Consider the following 18,364-nt stretch of genomic DNA (forward strand, 5'->3'; position numbering starts at 1 on the left):
AGCAGACCCTGGGTCTAACGCTATCGCCGATATTGCCGGGGCCGCTTTGCGGCCCATTCGCAGCACTAGGCTGCTCCTACAACGACGGCCCCAATACCGGTTAAAGCAGGTAGAATCACGCCCTGACTCATTCAGGGCGTTTTTCTATGCGTATTGGCCACGGCTACGATGTGCACCGTTTCTGCGACGGTGATTTCATTACCCTGGGCGGGGTGCGTATCCCCCACAAATACGGCCTCCTGGCCCACTCCGATGGCGACGTGCTGCTGCACGCCCTGAGCGATGCCTTGCTGGGCGCGGCAGCGCTGGGTGACATCGGCAAGCATTTCCCTGACACTGACCCGCAGTTCAAGGGCGCCGACAGCCGTGTTCTGCTGCGTCATGTGGTCGGCATCGTCCAGGCCAAGGGCTGGAAGGTCGGCAACATCGACGCCACCATCGTCGCCCAGGCGCCGAAGATGGCCCCGCACATCGAAACCATGCGCAAGCTGATCGCCGAAGATCTGCAGGTTGAACTCGACCAGGTCAACGTCAAGGCTACCACCACCGAGAAACTGGGCTTCACCGGCCGCGAGGAGGGCATCGCCGTGCATTCGGTAGCCCTGCTGCTGCCAGCATGACGGAACTTGAACTGCTGGGCCCGCGTGCATCGGGTGAACCACTGGGTACCGCCGTTCTCAAGGCAGTGGCCGAAGATTTCCAGGTCGACGAAGTACTGGACATCCCGCTGTCGGGACAGGGCGAGCACTTGTGGTTGTGGGTCGAAAAGCGTGACCTGAACACCGAGGAGGCGGCCCGTCGGCTGGCCCGTGCCGCTGGGGTGCCGGTGCGCACGATCAGCTACGCCGGCCTCAAGGACCGCCAGGCCCTGACCCGCCAATGGTTCAGCCTGCACCTGCCCGGCAAGGCCGACCCGGACCTGTCGCGTGCCGAGGATGCCAGCCTGCGTGTGCTCAAGCAGGTGCGCCACCAGCGCAAGCTGCAGCGCGGTGCGCATTCGGCCAACGGCTTCACGCTGCGCCTGACTGCCCTGGCTGCCGATCACCAAGCGGTGGATGCGCGCCTGGAACAGCTCAAGCAGTACGGTGTGCCGAATTATTTCGGCACCCAGCGCTTCGGCCACGGTGGCGGCAACGTTCACGACGCTCTTGATTGGGCCGCACGCAATGCCTTGCCCGAACAGCGCAACGTGCGTTCGCGGTTGCTCTCGGCCGGGCGCAGCTACCTGTTCAACCAGGTGCTGGCAGCCCGTGTTGCCGACGGCAGCTGGGCGCGTGCGCAGGTGGGCGACCTGTTGGCGTTCACCACGAGTCGTAGCTTCTTTCCTGCTGGGGAGTCGGAATGTTCCGATCCTCGGCTCGCGATTCTTGACCTGCATCCGACCGGCCCGCTGTGGGGGGCAGGCGATTCGCCGGCTACGGGGAGTACTGCGCAACAAGAGGATGCGATCGCCGCACAGCAGCCGGCACTTTGCCAGTGGCTGGCCCTGGCGGGCATGGATCACGAACGACGCATTCTGCGGCTCCCTATTGGCGGTCTTACGTGGCATTATCCCGAGCCTGATATCCTGCAACTGGAATTCGTCCTTCCGGCCGGATGTTTCGCCACCGTGGTGGTGCGCGAAATCGTGGATCTGGTGTCGGCGGGGCAGACGGACAGCTCATGCGTATTCTGATTTCGAACGACGACGGTGTTACCGCACCCGGCATCGCCGCGCTGCATGCTGCGCTGGTGGATTACGCCGAGTGCGTGGTTATTGCCCCGGATCAAGACAAGAGCGGCGCCAGCAGTTCGCTGACGCTGGACCGGCCACTGCACCCGCAGACCTTGGCCAATGGCTTCATCAGCCTCAACGGCACGCCGACCGACTGCGTGCACCTGGGGCTCAATGGGCTGTTGCCACAGGCGCCGGACATGGTTGTGTCGGGGATCAACCTCGGTGCCAACCTGGGTGACGATGTGCTCTATTCGGGCACGGTCGCGGCCGCGTTGGAAGGCCGTTTCCTCGGCGGTACCTCGGTGGCGTTTTCGCTGTTGTCGCGCCAGCCGGACAACCTGCCCACCGCGGCCCACATCGCCCGCCGCCTGGTCGAGGCTCAGTCGCGCCTGGCCTTGCCACCGCGCACCGTGCTCAACGTCAATATCCCCAACCTGCCGCTGGAGCACATTCGTGGCATCCAGCTCACCCGCCTCGGTCACCGGGCGCGGGCGGCGGCGCCGACCAAGGTGGTCAACCCACGCGGCAAGGAAGGCTACTGGATCGCTGTCGCCGGGGATGCCGAGGACGGTGGCCCGGGGACCGACTTCCACGCGGTGATGCAAGGCTATGTATCGATCACTCCGCTGCAGCTCGACCGCACCTTCAGTGATGCCTTCGAGCAGCTCGACGGTTGGCTGGAGGGCCTGCTCTGATGCGCGAGGACGATATGCTGCGGCGTGGCATCGGCATGACCTCCCAGCGCACCCGGGAGCGGCTGATCCAGCGCCTGTGCGAGGAGGGCGTTTCGAACACCAAGGTGCTCGACGTCATCCGTCGTACCCCGCGCCACCTGTTTGTCGACGAGGCGCTGGCGCATCGCGCCTACGAAGACACCGCTCTGCCGATCGGCCACAACCAGACGATCTCGCAACCGTTCATGGTTGCCCACATGAGTGAACTGCTGCTCGAGGCCGGGCCGCTGGACAAGGTGCTGGAGATCGGCACCGGCTCGGGCTACCAGACGGCAATCCTGGCCCAGTTGGTCGAGCGGGTGTTCTCGGTGGAACGCATCAAGGTGTTGCAGGACCGGGCCAAGGAGCGCCTGGTGGAACTGAACCTGCGCAACGTGGTGTTCCGCTGGGGGGATGGTTGCGAAGGCTGGCCGGCGCTGGCGCCGTACAACGGCATCATCGTCACCGCCGTAGCGCCGGAAGTGCCGCAGGCACTGCTCGACCAGCTTGCGCCGGGTGGTCGTATGGTGATTCCGGTGGGCCCAGCCGGCGAAACCCAGCAGCTGATGCTGATCGTGCGCGAGGAGCATGGATTCTCCCGCCGCGTGCTGGGGGCCGTGCGCTTCGTACCGCTGCTCAACGGCCCGCTGGCCTGAACACTGCTGGTTCGAGTCGCGCGATATTTTTGCGCCAGCACCGAATTCTTGCTGCAACGCCCTGTCTATCTGGCGGGGTGAAGCGCTAGCGCACAGCGTGTTGCAAGGCTTTGCAGCAGTCTTTCACCAACCCTGCCAATGCGGGCGGGCTTGGTTATAATTGCAATAATATTGCATTTGTTGTCATTTCGTTTTCGGCACCATGAGGGGAGCGCGGGTGGGTCACACAGTCATTCGGCAGCGCAAGGACGGGTCGGGTTTCACGCTTCTGGTGATTGCACTGGCCATGGGCACGCTACTGGTAGGTTGCTCGAGCACCAGCAGCAACAGCGCGCGGGTGGTCGACCGCAACAACACCGTGCCCAAGCGCCCGGCGGTAACCACTGGGCAGTACATCGTCAAACCTGGTGATACGCTGTTCTCCATCGCCTTCCGTTATGGCTGGGACTACAAGGAGCTGGCTGCGCGCAACGGTATCGCGGCGCCTTACACCATTCGCCCGGGGCAAGCGATTCGTTTCAGCAGCGGCTCTACCGGCAGCACCACGGTGGTGTCCAGCCCGTCGTCGTCGAGCAAGACCACGGTCATCCGGCGGCCTGTGGGAAGCACCAGCACACCTCCTGGCAACACCAGCAAACCGGCCACGCCGGCAGCCTCCAGCAGCGCCCCGGTGGTCGCCACGGTGCCTGCCGCGGAGCGCGCGGTAGGTGGCTGGACCTGGCCCGCCAACGGCGTGCTGATTGGAAAATTCGCTTCAAACGGTAGTTTGAATAAAGGCATTGATATCGCCGGTGATTTGGGACAGCCTGTTTTTGCTGCGTCTGATGGTGCAGTGGTGTACGCCGGGAGTGGCTTGAGGGGCTACGGCGAACTGATCATCATCAAGCACAGCGATACCTACGTCAGTGCCTACGGCCATAACCGCAGGCTGTTGGTTCGGGAGGGGCAGCAGGTCAAGGCAGGGCAGTCGATTGCTGAAATGGGGTCCACGGGCACAGATCGGGTGAAGCTGCATTTCGAGATTCGCCGCCAGGGCAAACCCGTCGATCCGCTCCAGTTCCTGCCACGTCGTTGACCGTTGTACCCGGCCTGTTCCTGTGATGTAGAGGGGACAGGCTCCAGCGCTGCCAGGGAGATAGGTGCCGCTCGAGTCTGAGTTCGAACTCAGCAAAGGACTATAACAATGGCTCTCAGTAAAGAAGTGCCGGAGTTTGACATCGACGATGACCTGCTTCTGATGGAGACGGGTATCGTTTTGGAAACGGATGTGGTGTCAGACGAACCTGCTGTATCTTCGGTTCGGACGAGGGCCAAGTCGGGCTCTTCGCTCAAGCAACACAAGTACATCGATTACAGCCGGGCGCTCGATGCCACCCAGTTGTATCTCAACGAGATAGGATTCTCGCCTCTGCTTTCGCCGGAAGAGGAAGTGCACTTTGCGCGCCTGTCGCAAAAGGGCGACCCTGCCGGCCGCAAGCGCATGATCGAAAGCAACCTGCGCCTGGTTGTAAAAATTGCCCGTCGTTACGTGAACCGCGGCCTGTCGCTGCTCGACCTGATCGAGGAGGGCAACCTTGGGCTGATCCGTGCGGTCGAGAAGTTCGACCCGGAGCGTGGTTTCCGGTTCTCGACTTATGCGACCTGGTGGATTCGCCAGACCATCGAACGGGCGATCATGAACCAGACCCGCACCATTCGCCTGCCGATCCACGTGGTCAAGGAACTGAACGTCTACCTGCGCGCTGCGCGCGAGCTGACCCAGAAACTGGACCACGAACCCTCGCCAGAAGAAATCGCCACGCTGCTGGAGAAACCGGTCGCCGAGGTCAAGCGCATGCTCGGCCTGAACGAGCGGGTGTCTTCGGTGGATGTGTCGCTCGGCCCGGACTCGGACAAGACCCTGCTCGATACCCTGACTGACGACCGCCCGACCGACCCATGCGAACTGCTGCAGGATGATGACCTGTCGCAGAGCATCGACCAGTGGCTGGGCGAGTTGACCGACAAGCAGCGTGAAGTGGTGGTGCGCCGCTTTGGCTTGCGCGGGCATGAAAGTAGCACCTTGGAAGATGTCGGACTGGAGATTGGCCTGACCCGCGAACGGGTGCGGCAGATCCAGGTCGAGGGGCTCAAGCGTTTGCGCGAGATTCTCGAGAAGAACGGCCTGTCCAGTGAGTCGTTGTTCCAGTAGCGGAAGCCTGTAACACAAAGCGCCCCGATGATTTCGGGGCGTTTTTGTATGTGGCGATCAGAGGTGTCCCATTCAAAATTGCGGGGGCGCTTTGCGCGCCTTTCGCGACACAAGGCCGCTCCCACAGGTATTTCATCGCCTTTGAATGCACCACTATGCTGTGGGAGCGGCCTTGTGTCGCGAAAGGGCTGCAAAGCAGCCCCAAGACATTATGTACTGCGCTACCCCAGTAACATCGCGTGTAAGCCTTTGCTTACTTGTTCTGTAAGCCTTTTATGTACGCTTCAGTAAATCATTGTCGTATCCAGATCCTGCGTTTTCCCAACTTCTTGAAAATCCTGACTTATTCAGCTGTGAGGAAATGTGTCACCTGCAACACCCTGTGAGGTTTCGCGGTTGCCGGCCAGGCTCAAGTCGCTAGTATTCGAACTGTGCACAGGGACATGCACAGGCCTTCAGGAGGAAAGCCAGGGACATCGCAAGACGCGATTTCATCAGGATGATGTTTGGGACAAGCAGGGACTACGGAAAAAATGTGGGCGGGTCAAACCGCCCCTTTTTTTGCCTGCAGAAAACAAAAAAGGCCCCAAGGGGCCTTTTTAGTGTCCGGACGCTATCAGCGCTCCAGATCTGCAATCTTGCCAGTCTTGCCATCCCATTCCTCAGCGTCCGGCAGGGCGTCCTTACGCTCGGTGATGTTCGGCCAGATTTCCGCCAGTTCGGCGTTCAGCTCGATGAAGTTTTCCATGCCCGCAGGCACTTCGTCTTCCGAGAAGATGGCTTGCGCTGGGCATTCCGGCTCGCACAAGGCGCAGTCGATGCACTCGTCCGGATGGATGACCAGGAAGTTCGGGCCTTCGTAGAAGCAGTCCACCGGACAGACTTCCACGCAGTCGGTGTATTTGCATTTGATGCAGTTGTCGGTGACGACGAAGGTCATTTCTAATTTTCTCCTCAGGCGACGGCGGCGGCCCTTCCTCTCAGGGCCGCGCGGTTTACGGGTATGTGGCTGCAGGCCAGGCTAATAACCTGCAGCACCAGCAAACCGCGGCGGATTCTACCAGCTTGTAGTGGGCGCCGTTATAACAGGTTCTTTAGTTGATATAGCATTTCGATAGCTTGACGCGGGGTCATGTCGTCCAGCTGCAGCTTGCCCAGCTTCTCGATGGCCGGGTGTGGCAGGCTGGCGAACAGGTCGCTCTGGTGCGGGACCTGTGGCACGTCCTTGGCCTTTTGGGCCAGTGGTTGTTCATGCGGCAGGCTGGTGGTTTCCAGCCTCGCCAGGTGTTCACGGGCACGCTGGATGACGGCCGTCGGCACGCCGGCCAGCTGCGCCACGGCCAGGCCGTAGCTCTGGCTGGCAGGACCAGGCAGCACGTGGTGCAGGAATACGATGCGTTCGTTGTGTTCGGTGGCGTTCAGGTGCACGTTGGCCACCAGTGGCTCGCTTTCCGGCAGCACGGTGAGTTCGAAGTAGTGCGTGGCGAACAGCGTGTAGGCGCGCAGCTGGGCCAGGCGCTCTGCGGCGGCCCAGGCCAGCGACAGGCCGTCGAAGGTACTGGTGCCGCGGCCCACTTCATCCATCAGCACCAGGCTGCGGTCGGTGGCATTGTGCAAGATGTTGGCGGTTTCGCTCATCTCGACCATGAAGGTCGAGCGGCCGCCGGCCAGGTCGTCGCTGGAGCCGATGCGGGTGAAGATGCGGTCGACCAGCGACAGCTCGCAGCTGGCAGCCGGCACGAAGCTGCCGATATGCGCCAGCAGCACGATCAGGGCGGTCTGGCGCATGTAGGTGGACTTACCGCCCATGTTCGGGCCGGTGATGATCAGCATGCGCGTGCTGTTGTCCAGGCCCAGGTCGTTGGCCACGAACGGTGTGGTCAGTACCTGTTCCACCACTGGGTGACGGCCCTGCTCGATGCGCAGGCACGGCTCGTCTACGAAGCGTGGGCAGTTCAGGTCGAGGTTCAGTGCGCGTTCGGCCAGGTTGCTGAGCACGTCCAGTTCGGCCAGGGCGGCGGCGCTGTCCTGCAGCGGTGCCAGGTGGCTGATCAGGGTTTCCAGCAGGGCATCGTAGAGCATCTTCTCGCGGGCCAGGGCGCGGCTCTTGGCCGACAGCGCCTTGTCCTCGAACGCCTTCAGCTCCGGGGTGATGAAGCGCTCGGCGCCCTTTAGGGTCTGACGGCGGATGTAGTCACCCGGGGCCTGCTCGGCCTGCTTGGTAGGCAGCTCGATGAAGTAGCCATGCACCCTGTTGTAGCCGACCTTGAGGTTGGCCAGGCCGGTGCGGGCCTTTTCCCGGGCTTCCAGGTCGATCAGGAACTGGCCGGCGTTTTCGCTGATCGCCAGCAGTTCGTCCAGTTCGTTGTCATAGCCGGCCTTGAGCACGCCGCCATCGCGGATCACCGCCGGCGGGTTGTCGATGATCGCCCGCTCCAGCAGGCTGGCCAGTTCGGGGTAGGTGCCGGTAATGGCGGCCAGGCGTGCCAGGTGCGGCGCCTCCAGTTCGGCCATGGCGTTCTGCAGTTCGGGCAGCGCGCCCAGGGCATCGCGCAGGCGTGCCAGGTCGCGTGGGCGGGCGTTGCGCAGGCCGATGCGGGCGAGAATCCGCTCGATATCGCCAATTTCCTTGAGTTGCGGCTGCAGCTTCTCGAAGCGGTAGCCGTCGAGCAGGCAGCGGATCGAGTCCTGGCGCGCCTGCAGCACCTTGAGATCGCGCAACGGACGGTTCAACCAGCGGCTCAGCAAACGGCTGGCCATGGCGGTCTGGCAGCGGTCGACCACCGACTGCAGGGTGTTGTCTCGGCCGCCGGCCAGGTTGATGTCCAGCTCCAGGTTGCGGCGGCTGGCACCGTCGAGAATGACCGTGTCGTCCAGGCGTTCGTGGCGCAGGCTGCGCAGGTGCGGCAGGGCGGTGCGCTGGGTTTCCTTGGCGTAGATCAGCAGGCAACCGGCGGCGCCGATGGCCAGGGTCAGCTTGTCGCAGCCAAAGCCCTTGAGGTCCTTGGTCGCGAACTGCTGGCACAGGGCCTTGCGCGCCGAGTCGCGGTCGAAGTCCCATGGCGCACGGCGACGGGCGCCCGGTCGTTTCTCGGCAGGCAGGTCGCGCGGCCAGTCGTCGGGGATCAACAGCTCGACCGGGTTGAGGCGCTCGAGCTCGGCCAGCAGGTTTTCCCAGCCCTTGATCTCCTGCACGCTGAAGTTGCCACTGGTGATGTCCAGTACGGCCAGGCCGAACAGGCGCTCGTCCCCGAGCAGCGCGGCAATCAGGTTGTCGCGACGCTCGTCGAGCAGGGCCTCGTCGCTGACCGTACCCGGGGTGATGATGCGCACCACCTGGCGTTCCACCGGGCCCTTGCTGGTGGCGGGGTCGCCAATCTGCTCGCAGATCACCACCGATTCGCCGAGCTTGACCAGCTTTGCCAGGTAGCCTTCCAGCGAATGGAACGGAATCCCGCACATGGGGATGGACTGGCCGGCCGACTGACCGCGCGCGGTCAGGGTGATGTCCAGCAGCTTTGCGGCTTTTTTCGCATCTTCGTAGAAGATCTCGTAGAAGTCGCCCATGCGGTAGAACATCAGCTGGTCCGGGTGCTGGTTCTTCAGCTTCCAGTACTGCTGCATCATCGGGGTGTGTGCGGAGAAGTCGGAAATAGCTTTATTCATCAAGGGCTTAGAAAGTAGGTCTCAATATTGTGGGGCAAATTGGGGCGTTCTGTGTTGCATGCGCGACGCCGAGACCCACCGGATTTTCAAGCCGCATAGGTTAACACGGCTACCCGGCGGGCTGTACCTGCAAGTCCGGCGAGTGCACAGGGATGCGCTGAAGGCAGGTTGACATCATGGTGCCTCCATGGAGAATTGCCTGCCTTCGCCCATCAGGGATGGCTTGCCTGACGCATTCGCGGTGGCCCGCGGCCCGGTAAAAAGTTATTGCAACAGGTTGATTAGTGCAGTGAGCGCAATTCGTTTTGATGTAGATGCGGTTTTTTGTATTTCCCTCGACACCCGCGCTGACCGGCGCACGCTGTTCAGCGAAACCATCGGGCGACAGCTCGACAACGAAGTGCTCTTTCATGTCGTCGAGAAAAACAGCGACCCCAAGCGCGGTTGCTACGAGTCCCATCAGCAACTGGCCCGTCATGCGCTGGACAATGGCCTTGATCGAATCCTGATCTTCGAAGACGATGCCAAGGCGTATGAGTTCAAGCCTTCGCGGGTGCGCTGGGTAAACCGCTTCATGCAGAAACGGCCCTTCGAGGCCTTGCACCTGGGTTATTCCATGGGGCGAACCTGGCTGACCTGGTTCCCGTTCATCGCCCGCGGGCGGGTGGTGGCGCTGCATGCCTATGTGCTGTCGCGCGAGGGCTGCCGGATCCTGGCAGAGACGCCCTACGATGGCACCCCGGTGGATGTGGTGGTCAAACACCGGATCCGCCAGCACTGCGTGTTCCCCATGATGTTCCGCCAGCACGCCGCCGCAGTGGCCGGTAGCGACCTGGAACAGGTGGTGCGCAATGAGGACGAGTGGTGGGAGTGCAACTGGACCAAGCATCGTCGTTCACCGATGAAGAACATCTGGCGGACCGTGCTTCGGCTGAATTTCTGATTGGTGTGGGCTTGAGGTGCATGTCTTGAGAGGTTTGGCGCCTGCGAGATCGAGCGCCGCCCGCGCGGCGCTTCGCAGCACAAGGCTGCTCCTACCTCTGTTTCGGGCCAGTAACGCCTGTGCCAGTGCACGCGACCGCCTTGTTTGCCCGGCACGAAATCGAGGTGGACCCCAATGGGCGCGCGCCTTCGCCTCAGGAATAACTGGCCCGAAACAGATGTAGGAGCAGCCTTGTGCTGCGAAGCGCCGCGCGGGCGGCGCTCGATCTTACAGGCGCCAAAAATCCAGAGGCGAACATCCTCGTGCCCAGCACGCCGCCAGACGCCCATCCTCCACCCCCATCCCCAAAGTGCTAGGGTAGAGGCCAGCCTTCAAGGAGCCCGACATGGACCCGATCACCACGCTTGCCACCCGCCTGGGTGAACACCTGCGTCGCTTCAACGCGCAGGTGACCACCGCCGAATCCTGCACCGGTGGCGGCATCGCCGAGGCCATCACCCGCGTGCCCGGCAGCTCGGCCTGGTTCGAGGCTGGGTACGTGACCTATTCCAACACCCAGAAAACCCGTCAGCTGGGAGTGCCCGCGGCGTTGTTCGGCCAGGTTGGCGCGGTCAGCCAGGAAGTGGTCGAAGCGATGGTCCGCGGCGCCCAGGCCGCCAGCGGCGCGCGCTTTGCCGTGGCGGTGAGCGGCGTGGCCGGGCCGGACGGTGGTTCGCCGGCCAAACCGGTGGGCACCGTGTGGCTGGCCTGGGGCGACGGCAACCATGTGTTCAGCGAGCGGCGCCAGTTTGACGGCGACCGCGAGGCGGTGCGCCGACAGACGGTGATCGCCGCGTTAGACGGCTTGTTACAGCTTGGTGCCGAGTAAATCGACGACAGGGGTTTGCGCGAGCGCCTGCCTGTGGAATAATACTGGCTACTTATACAGGTATTCCGGCCGTCAGGGCCAAGTCGAACACGTGAGGATTTCAATGGACGACAACAAGAAGCGCGCCTTGGCTGCGGCCCTGGGTCAGATCGAACGCCAATTCGGCAAGGGCGCCGTCATGCGCATGGGCGACCACGAGCGCCAGGCTATCCCTGCCATCTCCACCGGCTCGCTGGGCCTGGACATCGCCCTGGGCATCGGCGGCCTGCCAAAAGGCCGTATCGTCGAGATCTACGGCCCGGAATCGTCGGGTAAGACCACGCTGACCCTGTCGGTCATCGCCGAAGCCCAGAAAAACGGCGCCACCTGCGCCTTCGTCGACGCCGAACACGCCCTCGACCCCGAGTACGCCGGCAAGCTGGGCGTCAACGTCGACGACCTGCTGGTTTCGCAGCCGGACACCGGCGAACAGGCCCTGGAAATCACCGACATGCTGGTGCGTTCCAACGCTGTTGACGTGATCATCGTCGACTCCGTGGCCGCCCTGGTACCGAAAGCCGAGATCGAAGGCGAAATGGGTGACATGCACGTGGGTCTGCAGGCGCGCCTGATGTCCCAGGCGCTGCGCAAGATCACCGGTAACATCAAGAACGCCAACTGCCTGGTCATCTTCATCAACCAGATCCGTATGAAGATCGGTGTGATGTTCGGCAGCCCGGAAACCACCACCGGTGGTAACGCCCTGAAGTTCTACGCCTCGGTGCGTCTGGATATTCGCCGTACCGGTGCGGTCAAGGAAGGCGACGAGGTGGTCGGTAGCGAAACCCGCGTCAAGATCGTCAAGAACAAGGTTTCGCCGCCCTTCCGTCAGGCCGAGTTCCAGATCCTCTACGGCAAGGGTATCTACCGTAACGGCGAGATCATTGACCTGGGTGTTTCCCAAGGCCTGGTCGAGAAATCCGGGGCCTGGTACGCCTACCAGGGCAACAAGATCGGTCAAGGCAAAGCAAACGCCGCGAAGTACCTTGCTGAGAACCCGGCTATTGGCGCCGAGATCGAGAAGCAGATTCGCGAGAAGCTGCTGACCGCTGGTGCTGTTGCGGCTGCTGGCAAGGCTGCTGCTGCCGAAGCCGATGCCGATGACATGGCCGACGCTGACGCCGGCTATTGATTGCGCGGTAGATAGCCGAACATGTCCGCCGTACTCGACACCCCCGTCGCCATCCGGCGGACAGCCATGGACCTGCTTGCGCGACGTGAGCACGGTCGCGTCGAGTTGACGCGCAAGTTGCGTCAGCGCGGCGCTTCGGACGAGTTGATTGGGCCTGAACTCGATCGGCTCACCGAAGAAGGGTTGCTTAGCGAAGCCCGCTACCTCGAAAGTTTCATCCGGTACCGTTCAAGCTCCGGCTATGGCCCTGCGCGTATTCGCGAAGAGCTAGGCCAGCGCGGTTTGGCGCGTGCTGATATCGAGCAGGCACTACGCGAGAGCGAGGTGGACTGGGGCGGGCGCATGCGTGACATATGGCAGCGCAAGTTTGCCGGGCAGCGCCCGCAAGATCCCCGCGGCCGTGCCCAGCAAACCCGGTTTCTGGCTTACCGGGGTTTCCCCATGGACATGATCGGCCGGCTGCTCAGTGGGCGTGATCGCGACGATTACTGAGGGCTGGGGCCGTTTTGCAGTCCTTTGCGGGAGCGGACCTGTGTCACGATCAACTGACCTTCAACGCCTCCCTGGCCCGCTGGGTCGTATGCATGGGCTGCGGCTTGGCCCAGTTCTCCGGCAGGTTGATGAAATCCACCAGCTCGCGCAGCCTGCCCTGATCCCGGCCATTGAAGGCAAATGACAAACGGGTCAGGTGGTTGAAGTTGCCCACTTCGTGCTCGGCGCTGCTGTCAGGTTGCTGGTGGTACTTGCCACTCAGACGCAAGTCGGCAAAGCCTTCCTGGATGTCATACAGCGCCGCTTCGCTGAGCGGGTGATGCATGCGGATCACGAACTGGCTCTTCAGCCAGCGGCTGGAGTGGTAGTTGCTGTAGAACTGGTTGATTTCCTCCACTGCCTCGTCAGCGCTGTGCACCAGGCGCAGCAGTTTCAGGTCGCTGGGCAAGATGTAGCGGTTTTCCTCCAGTTGCCGGCTGATGAAGTCCAGGCAGTCGCGCCAGAAGCTGCCACCTGGTGAGTCCAGCAGCACCACCGGTACCAGCGGGCTCTTGCCGGTCTGGATCAGGGTCAGCACCTCCAATGCTTCATCCAAAGTACCGAAACCACCCGGGCACAGCACCAGTGCATCGGCCTCCTTGACGAAGAAAAGCTTGCGGATGAAGAAGAAATGGAACGGCAGTAGCTTGTCGGTGCCATCTACCGTGGGGTTGGCGTGTTGTTCGAAGGGTAGGGTGATGTTGAACCCCAGGCTGTGGTCGCTGCCGGCGCCTTCATGGGCGGCTGCCATGATGCCGCCGCCGGCACCAGTTATGACCATCAGGTCAGAGCGCGCCAGGGTTGCGCCCAGTTCGCGGGCCAGGGCGTACATCGGGTGTTCCAGCGGGGTGCGCGCCGAGCCGAACACGGTCACCTTGCGCCGGTCCTTGTAGCGTTCCAGGGTGCGGAACGAATGGTCCAGTTCGCGCAGGGCCTGCAGGGTGATCTTGGCGCTCCAGCGGTCGGTGTCGTCATGGGCCATGCGCAGGATAGTCAGCATCATGTCGCGGTACAGCGGCAGGTTGGGGCTGTTTGGTGCCACTAGTTGCAGTTGTGCGTCGATGTTGCTCAGGTCGATGTTGTTGTCGCGGAAGTGGCTGAACAGCAGTTCACTCGATTGGTAAGGCATGCAACGTCTCCTTCTGCACCTATACCTCTGACCTCAATCTAGACCCTTGCGCTCAATCCTGCCGGGGGTGTTCGCCACAGCCGCCCGTCGGCATGCAGCCACGGGGGATGCGGGTTTGGTTAACTGGGTAAAGCGAAACGTGTCGATGCAGGAGGTGGCGGTATGCATCGCTTGATCATCGAAGTTGACCGGCAGCTTTACCAGCAGCTGGAGAATGCGGCCCAGATGCATCACCTGAGCCTGGAGAACGAGTGCCGGCGCAGGCTGTCGGGGCTGGAATGCCAGTCGCGCTACCTGCAGGCGCTGCTGGCAGAGATGCGCGCCGATGCCGCTGAGGGGCGCTGGTGCGCCCGTGAAGACGAGAAGGCGTAGCGTCCGAGCTGGTTACTTCTTCTTGTTGCCGGCCACGCAGCTGGCATTATCGAACGCCTGGTCCATGATCGGCTGGTTGGTCTTGTATACCGTGAAGCGGTAGACCATCACCGCGCCTTTGGACATCAGGTTACGGAAACCGCTGTTGCGGCAGACGCTATCACCCAGCTGGCTGCGGACCTGTTCGGGGTTGGCCTGCATGCGCGCGGCATGGTCCTGGCGCACGCTCAGGTGGTTGACCAGTGCCTTGCCTTCCACCGTGTAACCCTGGTCGAGGATGTCCTCGTTGATGGCTCGCGGGGTGCCGATACTGCTCTCTTTGGCAACCTTCTGCAGCATGTTGTTCAGGTCGTATTCCTGCTTGGAAGCCGCCTGGGCTGCCAGGGGCAGGGCGAGCAACAGGCTCAGGGCGGGGACGATACGGCGCAGCATGAATCTCTCCTGGTTCGATGACTGGCGCTTTGACATGCGCGGGTCGACGGCGTTCCCTGAAAATCGCGCGGGCGCGAGGCTGGGGTACGGAAAAAACAGCGATTATAAGGTCCGCGCTGCCACCTGCACAGCAATTGCCCCCTGTTCTGGTAGACTGGCGCCCTTAGTTTTCTCCGAGTCATCCTTGTGTCCATTCCCAACCTGTCCAGAGGCCTGCCGGCATGAGCCATGCGGTAGCGCGCCTGCGCGCCGAACGCCTGGCTCGCAGCAACAAGCCCTTTATCGCCCGTGGTTCACGTGCCGAACGCTGCCCCGATTGCCGGGTCATTGCCACTCATTGCCTGTGCGCCTGGAAGCCCCGGGTGCAGGCCGAGTCCGGCGTGTGCCTGCTGATGCATGACACCGAGCCGCTCAAGCCCACCAATACCGGCTGGCTGATCGCCGACCTGATCGAGGACACCTCGGCTTTCGGCTGGCTGCGCACTTCGGTCGACGAACGTTTGCTGGCGTTGCTGGGCGACCCGCGTTGGCAGCCCTACATCGTCTTTCCCGGCGAATTCGTTGCCCAGGAGCGAGTGGTCAGCGAGGTAGTGCGCGAGCCCGGCAAGCGTCCGCTGTTCATCCTGCTGGATGCCACCTGGACCGAAGCGCGCAAGATGTTCCGCAAAAGCCCGTACCTTGATCGCTTCCCGGTGTTGAGCCTGCAGGCCGAGCAGATGTCCCGCTACCGCCTGCGCCGCTCCAAGCGCGATGATCACTTCTGTACCGCGGAAGTCGCGGCCATGTGCCTGGACCTTGCCGGCGATACCCAGGCCTCGCAGGCGCTGGACGCCTACCTGGATGTGTTCAGCCTGCATTACCTGAGCGGCAAGCGTCGCCTGCCGCTGGACGAGCAGGACGACACCCACCAGCGTTTGCATACCTTCCTATAGTCCAAGGGGCACAACCCCTGCTTTGGTTCATAATGACCCTTACCCGAGTGCCCGACACAGAACAGGATCCCCAGATCGATGGCCACTTACGAAATCCTGATTGCCGATGACCACCCGCTGTTCCGTGGCGCCTTGCGCCAGGCCGTTACCCTCGGCCTGGGCCCGGATGTACGCCTGGTAGAAGTTGCCAGCATTGCCGAACTGGAAACCCGTCTGAGCGAAAAAGACGACTGGGACCTGGTGTTGCTGGACTTGAACATGCCGGGTGCCTACGGTTTTTCCGGGCTGGTGCTGCTGCGCGGGCAATACCCGCAGATCCCCGTGGTGATGGTATCGGCGCAGGAAGAGGCTGCAGTGGTGGTCAAGTCCCGCGAATTTGGCGCCAGTGGCTTCATTCCCAAGTCCAGCACCCTGGAAGTGATCCAGGATGCGGTGCGCAAGGTGCTCGATGGTGAGGTCTGGTGGCCGCCGCAGGCGTTCGAAAAGGTCGATGTCTCGGCCGAAGCCAAGGCCGCCAGCGAAGGCCTTGCCAGCCTCACGCCGCAACAGTTCCGGGTGCTGACCATGGTCTGCGAAGGGCTGCTGAACAAGCAGATCGCCTATGAGCTGAACGTGTCGGAAGCGACCATCAAGGCCCATGTGACGGCAATCTTCCGCAAGCTGGGTGTGCGTACTCGCACCCAGGCGGCGTTGTTGCTGCAACAACTTGAATCGGTTGCCAGCAGCTGAGTGGGCGTGGCTTCACGCTTTTTTTACCCGTGCCGGTCTAGTCTGCTGGCCTTTCCGCTGTGAAGTGACTCACATGACATCGCCATTCAAGGGCCAGACTGGCCTCAAACGTATCTTCAACGCCGCCGGCTATTCGCTGGATGGGCTGCGCGCTGCCTTCAAGGGTGAGGCCGCGTTCCGCCAACTGGTGCTGCTCAACGTGCTGCTGGTCCCGATTGCCTTCTGGCTGCCGGTCAGCCGTGCAGAGCGTGCAATCATGATCGCCGTGTGCCTGTTGGGCTTGATCGTCGAATTGTTCAACTCGGCGGTGGAGGCAGCCATCGATCGTATTTCGCTGGAGCGCCACCCGCTGTCGAAAAACGCCAAGGACATGGGCAGCGCCGCGCAACTGGTGGCATTGACCATGGTGGCGCTGGTGTGGGGTGTGATCCTGCTTTAAGCGATCGGTGGCAACACGATCTCGTCACTGCGTGTGAAACCCGCGGTGAAGTTGCGGCAAAGTTCGAGAAATTCGCGCATGGCCGAGGTCTGGTACTTCTGTTTGTGCCAGATGAAGTAGAACTGGCGCATCAGGTCCAGCTCCGGGGTTTCCACCGCTACCAGGCTGCCGCGGCGGAAGGCGTCACGCAGGGCAAGGCGCGAGATGCAGCCGATGCCCAGGCCCGACTCCACCGCGCGCTTGATGGCTTCGGTGTGTTCCAGCTCCAGGCGGATGTTGAGGTTGGTGCGGTGGTGGCGCATGGCCTGGTCGAAGGTCAGGCGCGTGCCTGAGCCCTGTTCGCGCAGGATCCACGCCTCCTGGGACAAGGTCTGTACATCGGCGCGTCCCAGTTTGGCCAGCGGATGCTGTGGCGCGCAGAACACCACAAGTTCGTCCTCGACCCAGGGCTGCACTTCCAGGTCCGGGTGGTTGCAATCGCCTTCGATCAGACCCAGATCAATTTCGTAATGCGCCACCTGTTGCACGATATGCGCGGTGTTCTGCACATGCAGCTTCACCTGGCTTTCCGGGTGCACCTGCATGAAGCTGCCGATCAGCAGGGTGGCCAGGTAGTTGCCGATGGTCAGCGTGGCGCCGACTGCAAGCGAGCCGAAACCGGACTTGCCGTTGAGCAGGTCTTCGATTTCCTTGGCCTGGTCGAGCAGGGCCACTGCCTGCGGCAACAGTTGCTGGCCCAGGGCGTTGAGGCTCAGGCGCTTGCCGGCCCGGTCGAACAGCTGGCAGCTGGACTGTCGCTCAAGCTCGGTGATCGAGGTGCTGGCGGCCGACTGCGACAAGGCCAACACACTGGCGGCGCGGGAAACGCTCTGGTGCTGGGCCACGGCAACGAAGACTTGCAGTTGACGAAGTGTAAATCGCATATCGATATAACCGATAACACATATCTTGATAATCCAGTTAACAGATATTGTCGCTGCCCCTAAACTATCGCGCAACTGCGCGTCTTGCGCGCGCCGCGTCTTTCTTCAGGAGCCCCATTAAATGAGCAACATGAACCACGAACGTGTCCTCAGTGTGCACCACTGGAACGACACCCTGTTCAGCTTCAAGTGCACCCGCGACCCGGGCCTGCGCTTCGAGAACGGTCAGTTCGTGATGATCGGCCTGCAACAAGAAAGCGGCCGTCCGCTCATGCGCGCCTATTCCATCGCCTCGCCGAACTGGGAAGAGCACCTGGAGTTCTTCAGCATCAAGGTGCCGGACGGTCCGCTGACCTCGCAGCTGCAGCACCTGAAGGAAGGCGACGAGATCATCATCAGCAAGAAGCCTACCGGTACCCTGGTACTCGACGACCTGAACCCGGGCAAGCACTTGTACCTGCTGAGCACCGGCACTGGCCTGGCACCGTTCATGAGTGTCATCCAGGACCCGGAAACCTACGAGCGCTTCGAGAAAGTGATCCTGGTGCACGGCGTGCGCTACGTGAACGAAGTGGCCTACCGCGAATTCATCACCGAGCACCTGCCGCAGAACGAGTTCTTCGGTGAGTCGGTTCGCGACAAGCTGATCTACTACCCGACCGTGACCCGTGAACCGTTCGAGAACCAGGGCCGCCTGACCGACCTGATGCGCAGCGGCAAGCTGTTCAGCGACATCGGCCTGCCACCGATCAACCCGCAGGACGACCGCGCGATGATCTGCGGCAGCCCGAGCATGCTCGACGAAACCAGCGAAGTGCTGGACAGCTTCGGCCTGAAGATCTCCCCGCGCATGCGCGAGCCGGGTGACTACCTGATCGAGCGTGCCTTCGTCGAGAAGTAAGGCGCAGGCGGATGCAAAAGAAGGCGACCCTTGGGTCGCCTTTCTTGTGCC

20 protein-coding genes are annotated in these 18,364 nt (G+C 62.2%); 15 read left to right on the forward strand and 5 right to left on the reverse strand.

The genetic code is table 11. From position 1 onward, the window contains the following. Nucleotides 1-146 precede the first annotated feature (146 nt). The 6 genes from ispF to rpoS all read left to right on the forward strand — a co-directional run bounded on the left by ispF (nucleotide 147) and on the right by rpoS (nucleotide 5,277). Entirely contained in the window at nucleotides 147-620 is a 474-nt protein-coding gene (ispF, locus tag E5221_RS06415) for a 2-C-methyl-D-erythritol 2,4-cyclodiphosphate synthase (protein WP_015269207.1), read from the forward strand. Beyond that, nucleotides 617-1,675: a tRNA pseudouridine(13) synthase TruD gene (gene truD / locus E5221_RS06420; protein ID WP_061551302.1), complete on the forward strand. Its 1,059-nt coding sequence runs from the start codon at nucleotides 617-619 to the stop codon at nucleotides 1,673-1,675. Before ispF ends, truD begins: the two co-directional genes overlap by 4 nt. After that, nucleotides 1,663-2,412, forward strand: coding sequence for a 5'/3'-nucleotidase SurE (gene surE, locus E5221_RS06425; protein WP_247847018.1), 750 nt, complete (start codon nucleotides 1,663-1,665; stop codon nucleotides 2,410-2,412). Before truD ends, surE begins: the two co-directional genes overlap by 13 nt. 35 nt (nucleotides 2,413-2,447) lie before the next feature. After that, a complete protein-coding gene (locus tag E5221_RS06430) occupies nucleotides 2,448-3,086 on the forward strand; it encodes a protein-L-isoaspartate(D-aspartate) O-methyltransferase (RefSeq protein WP_015269209.1) in 639 nt (212 codons plus the stop codon). Nucleotides 3,087-3,303: 217 nt separating this feature from the next. Next, nucleotides 3,304-4,161 carry a peptidoglycan DD-metalloendopeptidase family protein gene (locus tag E5221_RS06435; RefSeq protein WP_023662488.1) on the forward strand — a complete coding sequence of 286 codons (858 nt, stop codon included), beginning with the start codon at nucleotides 3,304-3,306 and terminating at the stop codon, nucleotides 4,159-4,161. Nucleotides 4,162-4,269: 108 nt separating this feature from the next. Beyond that, nucleotides 4,270-5,277, forward strand: a complete 1,008-nt coding sequence (gene rpoS / locus E5221_RS06440; RefSeq protein ID WP_013971277.1) for an RNA polymerase sigma factor RpoS — start codon at nucleotides 4,270-4,272, stop codon at nucleotides 5,275-5,277. 616 nt (nucleotides 5,278-5,893) lie between these two features. Here the strand turns inward: rpoS and fdxA are convergent. Together fdxA and mutS are read right to left on the reverse strand one after the other, a co-directional pair. Beyond that, nucleotides 5,894-6,217: a ferredoxin FdxA gene (gene fdxA, locus E5221_RS06445; RefSeq protein WP_004375459.1), complete on the reverse strand. Its 324-nt coding sequence runs from the start codon at nucleotides 6,215-6,217 to the stop codon at nucleotides 5,894-5,896. 140 nt (nucleotides 6,218-6,357) lie between these two features. Next, nucleotides 6,358-8,931 (reverse strand): DNA mismatch repair protein MutS, encoded by a 2,574-nt coding sequence (gene mutS, locus E5221_RS06450; protein WP_061551329.1) that lies wholly within the window; start codon nucleotides 8,929-8,931, stop codon nucleotides 6,358-6,360. Between the two features lie 301 nt (nucleotides 8,932-9,232). On the opposite strand from mutS, the gene E5221_RS06455 reads away from it, so the two are divergent. From E5221_RS06455 to recX, 4 genes are all read left to right on the forward strand, one after another. Continuing rightward, the gene (locus E5221_RS06455) at nucleotides 9,233-9,886 is read left to right on the forward strand and encodes a hypothetical protein (protein ID WP_247847019.1); all 654 of its coding nucleotides are present in this window, start codon (nucleotides 9,233-9,235) and stop codon (nucleotides 9,884-9,886) included. Between the two features lie 385 nt (nucleotides 9,887-10,271). Further along, a complete protein-coding gene (locus tag E5221_RS06460) occupies nucleotides 10,272-10,754 on the forward strand; it encodes a CinA family protein (protein WP_025337995.1) in 483 nt (160 codons plus the stop codon). 103 nt (nucleotides 10,755-10,857) lie between these two features. Next, entirely contained in the window at nucleotides 10,858-11,925 is a 1,068-nt protein-coding gene (gene recA / locus E5221_RS06465) for a recombinase RecA (RefSeq protein ID WP_013971339.1), read from the forward strand. Between the two features lie 21 nt (nucleotides 11,926-11,946). Beyond that, on the forward strand, nucleotides 11,947-12,417 hold the full coding sequence (gene recX, locus E5221_RS06470; protein ID WP_182328623.1) for a recombination regulator RecX: 471 nt from the start codon (nucleotides 11,947-11,949) through the stop codon (nucleotides 12,415-12,417). A gap of 49 nt (nucleotides 12,418-12,466) precedes the next feature. On the opposite strand, the gene E5221_RS06475 is transcribed toward recX, so the two are convergent. Beyond that, the gene (locus E5221_RS06475; RefSeq protein ID WP_004375469.1) at nucleotides 12,467-13,585 is read right to left on the reverse strand and encodes an LOG family protein; all 1,119 of its coding nucleotides are present in this window, start codon (nucleotides 13,583-13,585) and stop codon (nucleotides 12,467-12,469) included. Nucleotides 13,586-13,747: 162 nt separating this feature from the next. Between E5221_RS06475 and E5221_RS06480 the strand changes: the two genes are divergently transcribed. Continuing rightward, nucleotides 13,748-13,957: a hypothetical protein gene (locus tag E5221_RS06480; RefSeq protein ID WP_004375471.1), complete on the forward strand. Its 210-nt coding sequence runs from the start codon at nucleotides 13,748-13,750 to the stop codon at nucleotides 13,955-13,957. Between the two features lie 12 nt (nucleotides 13,958-13,969). Here E5221_RS06480 and E5221_RS06485 read toward each other — a convergent pair whose 3' ends face one another. Further along, nucleotides 13,970-14,389, reverse strand: coding sequence for a quorum-sensing-regulated virulence factor family protein (locus E5221_RS06485; RefSeq protein WP_061551300.1), 420 nt, complete (start codon nucleotides 14,387-14,389; stop codon nucleotides 13,970-13,972). Nucleotides 14,390-14,610: 221 nt separating this feature from the next. Here E5221_RS06485 and E5221_RS06490 point away from each other — a divergent pair, with 221 nt between their 5' ends. The 3 genes from E5221_RS06490 (at nucleotide 14,611) to E5221_RS06500 (ending at nucleotide 16,489) form a co-directional block, all read left to right on the forward strand. Then, nucleotides 14,611-15,321 (forward strand): tRNA-uridine aminocarboxypropyltransferase, encoded by a 711-nt coding sequence (locus tag E5221_RS06490; protein WP_025337999.1) that lies wholly within the window; start codon nucleotides 14,611-14,613, stop codon nucleotides 15,319-15,321. Between the two features lie 78 nt (nucleotides 15,322-15,399). Then, nucleotides 15,400-16,050 carry a response regulator transcription factor ErdR gene (erdR, locus tag E5221_RS06495; RefSeq protein WP_039615079.1) on the forward strand — a complete coding sequence of 217 codons (651 nt, stop codon included), beginning with the start codon at nucleotides 15,400-15,402 and terminating at the stop codon, nucleotides 16,048-16,050. Nucleotides 16,051-16,123: 73 nt separating this feature from the next. Then, nucleotides 16,124-16,489, forward strand: a complete 366-nt coding sequence (locus E5221_RS06500; RefSeq protein WP_004375479.1) for a diacylglycerol kinase — start codon at nucleotides 16,124-16,126, stop codon at nucleotides 16,487-16,489. Here E5221_RS06500 and finR read toward each other — a convergent pair. After that, complete coding sequence (gene finR / locus E5221_RS06505) at nucleotides 16,486-17,412, reverse strand: LysR family transcriptional regulator FinR (RefSeq protein WP_004375481.1); 927 nt, start codon at nucleotides 17,410-17,412, stop codon at nucleotides 16,486-16,488. The two genes, E5221_RS06500 and finR, sit on opposite strands and share 4 nt — an antisense overlap. A gap of 121 nt (nucleotides 17,413-17,533) precedes the next feature. Between finR and fpr the strand changes: the two genes are divergently transcribed. After that, nucleotides 17,534-18,313 carry a ferredoxin-NADP reductase gene (gene fpr / locus E5221_RS06510; RefSeq protein WP_004375483.1) on the forward strand — a complete coding sequence of 260 codons (780 nt, stop codon included), beginning with the start codon at nucleotides 17,534-17,536 and terminating at the stop codon, nucleotides 18,311-18,313. The last annotated feature ends 51 nt before the right edge of the window (nucleotides 18,314-18,364 follow it).

Source organism: Pseudomonas sp. A2 (assembly GCF_023100865.1).
In the GTDB taxonomy this organism is placed as follows: domain Bacteria; phylum Pseudomonadota; class Gammaproteobacteria; order Pseudomonadales; family Pseudomonadaceae; genus Aquipseudomonas; species Aquipseudomonas asiatica.